At 60.5% G+C, this 4,452-nt stretch carries 5 protein-coding genes; 4 read left to right on the top strand and 1 reads right to left on the bottom strand.

Translation table 11 applies throughout. The features are described 5' to 3' along the window. The first annotated feature begins 162 nt into the window (after window positions 1–162). Window positions 163–858 (top strand): lysophospholipid acyltransferase family protein, encoded by a 696-nt coding sequence (locus ACFC20_RS17450; protein ID WP_375194092.1) that lies wholly within the window; start codon window positions 163–165, stop codon window positions 856–858. A gap of 11 nt (window positions 859–869) precedes the next feature. Here the strand turns inward: ACFC20_RS17450 and ACFC20_RS17445 are convergent, their stop codons facing one another. Further along, window positions 870–1,673, bottom strand: coding sequence for a dienelactone hydrolase family protein (locus ACFC20_RS17445; protein WP_375194091.1), 804 nt, complete (start codon window positions 1,671–1,673; stop codon window positions 870–872). Between the two features lie 168 nt (window positions 1,674–1,841). Between ACFC20_RS17445 and ald the strand changes: the two genes are divergently transcribed. The 3 genes from ald to ACFC20_RS17430 all read left to right on the top strand — a co-directional run bounded on the left by ald (window position 1,842) and on the right by ACFC20_RS17430 (window position 4,342). Then, the gene (gene ald / locus ACFC20_RS17440) at window positions 1,842–2,960 is read left to right on the top strand and encodes an alanine dehydrogenase (protein WP_375194090.1); all 1,119 of its coding nucleotides are present in this window, start codon (window positions 1,842–1,844) and stop codon (window positions 2,958–2,960) included. Between the two features lie 22 nt (window positions 2,961–2,982). Then, window positions 2,983–3,555, top strand: coding sequence for a glutathione S-transferase family protein (locus ACFC20_RS17435; protein ID WP_375194089.1), 573 nt, complete (start codon window positions 2,983–2,985; stop codon window positions 3,553–3,555). Window positions 3,556–3,730: 175 nt separating this feature from the next. Then, complete coding sequence (locus tag ACFC20_RS17430; RefSeq protein WP_091988473.1) at window positions 3,731–4,342, top strand: Yip1 family protein; 612 nt, start codon at window positions 3,731–3,733, stop codon at window positions 4,340–4,342. Window positions 4,343–4,452: the final 110 nt, after the last annotated feature.

Raw genomic sequence — 4,452 nt, 5'->3', positions numbered from 1 at the left:
TGCCGGGTGGTGTGGGAGGGGTGGAGCCTCATGGCTCCCCCCTATCCCGATTGGCCGGCTATTGTCGGCCCCGTTGGCAGACTTTGTGATTCTGCCGCTGCCGTGTAAGCTTTTCACCCTGTCGCTCGTTTAATCAGAAGTCGAGATCTTCAGGAAACGTTCATGCTCCGAGTGTTCAAAGCCGCCTGGATTCTGTCCTGGGCAAGTCTGCTTACCCTGATTCTGTTCCTGCCAATCGTGGTTGCCGCTCTGGTAGGCCGGCGGGGAGATGCCGCGTTCCGGGGTACCCAGATCTTCGCCTGGGTGATCCTCAAGGTCTGCGGAATCCGCCTGCGGGTGCGGGGCAGGGAAAACATCGAGCCCGGCCAACGTTACGTCATCCTGAGCAACCACGCCTCCTACTTCGACCCTCCTGCCCTGGTGCTGGCCCTGGGGCTGCAGTATCGATGGGTAATCAAGAAGGAGCTGCGCAAGGTGCCGCTGTTTGGCCTGGCACTGGAAACTTCCCGCAATCTGTTCATCGACCGGTCCAAAGGCGGGGATGCCCTGGAGAGCATCAAGCGCGGCGTGGCCCAGTTACCCGATGGCACCAGCATACTGATTTTCCCCGAGGGCACCCGATCGTGGGACGGAAAGCTGCTGCCGTTCAAGAAGGGTGGTTTCGTGATTGCCGCCGATGGCCAGTTGCCCATTCTGCCGGTAACCATCCGCGGCTCGCACCAGCGCCTGCCCAAAGGGCATGCGGCGTTCTCCCCGGGCGAGATTGAGGTGGTTATTCATCCGCCGATGGCCACCGGCACCCTGGCCATCGACGATCTCATGACTGACGTACGCAACAGTATTGCCTCGTCGCTCTGAGCCCCCTGGACTTATTGCGCGAAGATATCCTCATAGAAACGCATGGTGCCCTCCCATGAGCGGGTAGCGGCCTCTTCGTTGTATCCCACGGGCATGCCGAACTCCTCGGCAAACTTGTCCGCCCCGGGGTTCGTGAACGAATGGAGTACGCCGGGGAAGGTCACCAGGGTAAGGTCTACCCGGGCATCCTGCATTTCCTTGACCAGACCGGCCACCTGGTCGGACGGTACCATCTTGTCGGCGCCGCCGGTGTAGACCTGCACCCGTGCCTTGACGGCGCCGGGCTCGGCGGTCAGCGGGCTGCCCAGGGCGCCATGGAAACTCACCACGCCATCCAGGTCTACGCCCAGCCTTGCCATGTTCAGCACCACGGCGCCGCCGAAACAGTAACCCTGGGCGGCAATCCGTGAGCCATCGACGGTTTCGTGATTCTGAAGAATCTCTTTGGCCTTGAGGAAGCGGGCCTTGACCTGCTCAATGTCTTTTGTGGCTTCCTGCATGAACTTCTGGGCCGTGTCAGGGTGGTCTGCCAGCTTGCCCGAGCCATACATGTCGAGGGCAAATGCCGTGTAGCCGGCGGCAGCCAGTCGCTCTGCCTGCTCCCTCGCAAACTCGTTGTGCCCCCACCACTCGTGAACGACCAGTACGCCGGGGCGCTTGTTCTCGTTATCGTCATCCCAGGCCATGTAGCCGGTGAAGGTGGTGTCGCCAATGGTGTACTCAATCGTCTTGGTCTGCATATCCGCCAGTGCCTGTGTACCTGTCAGAGAGAGTGAAAGGGTAGTGGCGGCGATCGCCAGTGTCAGTTTTGTCATGGTGAATCCTGCTCCTTTTGGTAGAGGTTTTCAGTCCGGATATCTACGCCCGGAACCGGTAAACCGATGCAATCAGTTGCCCGCTCAGTATAGGTCTGTTTGTCTACACTGAAGCAGTAGGATTCAGTGTCATCCGTCAAACTCACTCTCGGACAATGGAGGCTGCGCATGAAAATTGGCGTACCCAGGGAAATCAAGAACCGTGAATACCGCGTGGGGATGACGCCGGCGGCTGTCCAGGAACTGACGGGCCATGGCCATGACGTCCTGGTGCAAAGTGGTGCCGGCAACGCCATCGGTTTCTCCGACGAGGACTACCGGCAGGCCGGAGCCAGTGTCTTGGACGATGCGGCCGACGTGTTCCGGGCGTCAGAGCTGATCGTCAAGGTGAAGGAGCCCCAGGCCGAAGAGCGGGCACTGCTGACGCCCGAGCATACCCTGTTTACCTACCTGCACCTGGCCCCGGACAAGGCCCAGACGGACGACCTGGTCAACTCCGGCGCCACCTGCATTGCCTACGAGACGGTCACCGACAAGGCTGGCCGCCTGCCCCTGCTGGCGCCCATGTCGGAAGTGGCAGGTCGCATGTCAATCCAGGCGGGCGCCCACTGCCTGGAAAAAGCCCTCGGCGGTCGCGGCGTTCTGCTCGGCGGTGTACCGGGGGTCAGTCCCGCGCGGGTGGCGGTGGTTGGCGGCGGTGTGGTGGGGCAGAACGCCATCGCCATGGCCGTTGGCCTCGGCGCTCAGGTAACCGTACTGGATCGCAATCTCGACGTATTGCGCGCCCTCGACCAACACTACGGCAACCGGATAACCACGCTGTTCTCCACCGCCCAGACCCTCGACGAAACCGTCACCGCAGCCGATCTCGTGATTGGCAGCGTGCTGATTCCAGGTGCCTCTGCCCCCAAGCTGATTACCCGCGACATGGTGCGCCGGATGCCGGAGGGCAGTGTGATTGTGGACGTGGCCATCGACCAGGGGGGATGTGCGGAAACCTCCCGGGCAACCACCCACGATGATCCCGTGTATCTTGTCGACGGTGTGGTACATTACTGCGTGGCCAACATGCCCGGCGCGGTGGCGCGGACTTCGACACTGGCTTTGAACAATGCCACCTTGCCGTTCGTAATAGCATTGGCCAACAAAGGGCCGGATCGGGCAATGAAGGAGGACCCCCATCTGCGGGCGGGGTTGAACGTCACCGCAGGCAAGGTCACGTACAGGGAAGTGGCAGAAGCCACCGGGCATCCTTATACAAACCCTGAATCCCTGCTGGGATCCTGAGCGACAAGCACTCGGAGACACCATGAAACTGATTGGATCCACCACTTCCCCCTACGTTCGGCGCATTCGCATCCTGCTGGACGAGGAGCCCTACGAGTTCGTTAACCTCAACATCTACGGCGAGGGCCGGGATGAGCTGAGGCGGAACAATCCGACCCTCAAGATTCCCGTGCTCGAGGACGGCGGTCAGGAGCTCTTCGACTCCCGGATCATTGCCCGTTACATCAGTGCCAAGCAGGGCCGGGATCCGCTGACCTGGGACCAGGAAAACCAGTTGACCATGATCGATGGCGCCAACGATTCCGCGGTCACGCTGCTCCTGTCAGAAAAGTCCGGTATCGATACCCGTCAGGATCTGATGTTCTACAACCTGCAACGGGAACGGATCATGACCACCCTGCGCACGCTGGCGGCGATGGTGGAGGATGGTCAGTTCGAGCAGTGGAACTACCCGGCGATCTGCCTGTATGCCCTTGTGGACTGGCTCGACTTCCGGGATCTGGTGGACTTCAGCGACGTGGCCAGCCTGCTGGCGTTTCGCGACAGCCATCGTGAGTACCCCTGGGTGGCCGAGACCGACCCGCGCAAGGCCTGAAGCCCGGTGGCCGGCGCTCGCCGGCCACTTGCCTTCCTTCTCTCGCTTTTTTCCGTGCAAGCTCTTTCCCATTCCGGTTTCTTGACTATAGTTAAGTCAAGGAACGGTTGCTGATCCGCCAGTTTCCGGATCCCGTAGTTCAAAATACCAACAACAGAGAAGAAGGGGGTTGTCCATGCTCCTGTCACATGCGTTCGGTCTCTTCACCCATCCTGATGAAGAGTGGGCTTCCATTCGAAAAGAACATGAAACACCGCGCCGGGTTTACGTGGCCTACGTATTGATCCTGGCAGCCATCGCGCCTGTCTGCGCCTATATCTCCACAGCTTATTTTGGCTGGACGGTGGGCAATGAACGGCTGATCAAGCTGACGGAAATCAGTGCAATGCAACTCAGTGTGCTCACCTATCTGGCGATGCTGGTAGGGGTCTTTGCGCTTGGTTACGCAATCAACTGGATGGCCAGAACCTATGGCGCCAAGGAGGAGCATGTACCCTCCAACGGCATCGCCCTGGCGGCCTATTCCTGCACCCCGCTGTTCCTGGCAGGCTTTGCTCTGCTGTATCCGGTGCCCTGGTTCAATGCCATTGTGTTCCTGGTGGCTGCCTGCTACGGCGCCTGGCTGATGTACGACGGTCTGCCGATTGTCATGGGCATCGAGAAAGAGCGGGCGGTCATGTACGCGGGCGCACTTCTGACCGTTGCCCTGGTGATCCTGGTGTCGACACGGGTGGGGTCGGTCATCCTGTGGAACTTCGGCGTGGGTCCGGTGTTTGTCAGCGGCTAGCACCGCAGTCCAGAAAAGTACGAAGCAGAAGGGGAGCGTCTTGCTCCCCTTTTTCGTGGTGCGCCAGGCATGGCGCGTAGCGCCTTGACGGGCGCTGTTCCGGTACAGGT

It is taken from the genome of Marinobacter sp. (assembly GCF_041984545.1).
Lineage (GTDB): Bacteria > Pseudomonadota > Gammaproteobacteria > Pseudomonadales > Oleiphilaceae > Marinobacter.
This window is presented reverse-complemented; position numbering and strand designations above follow the sequence as displayed.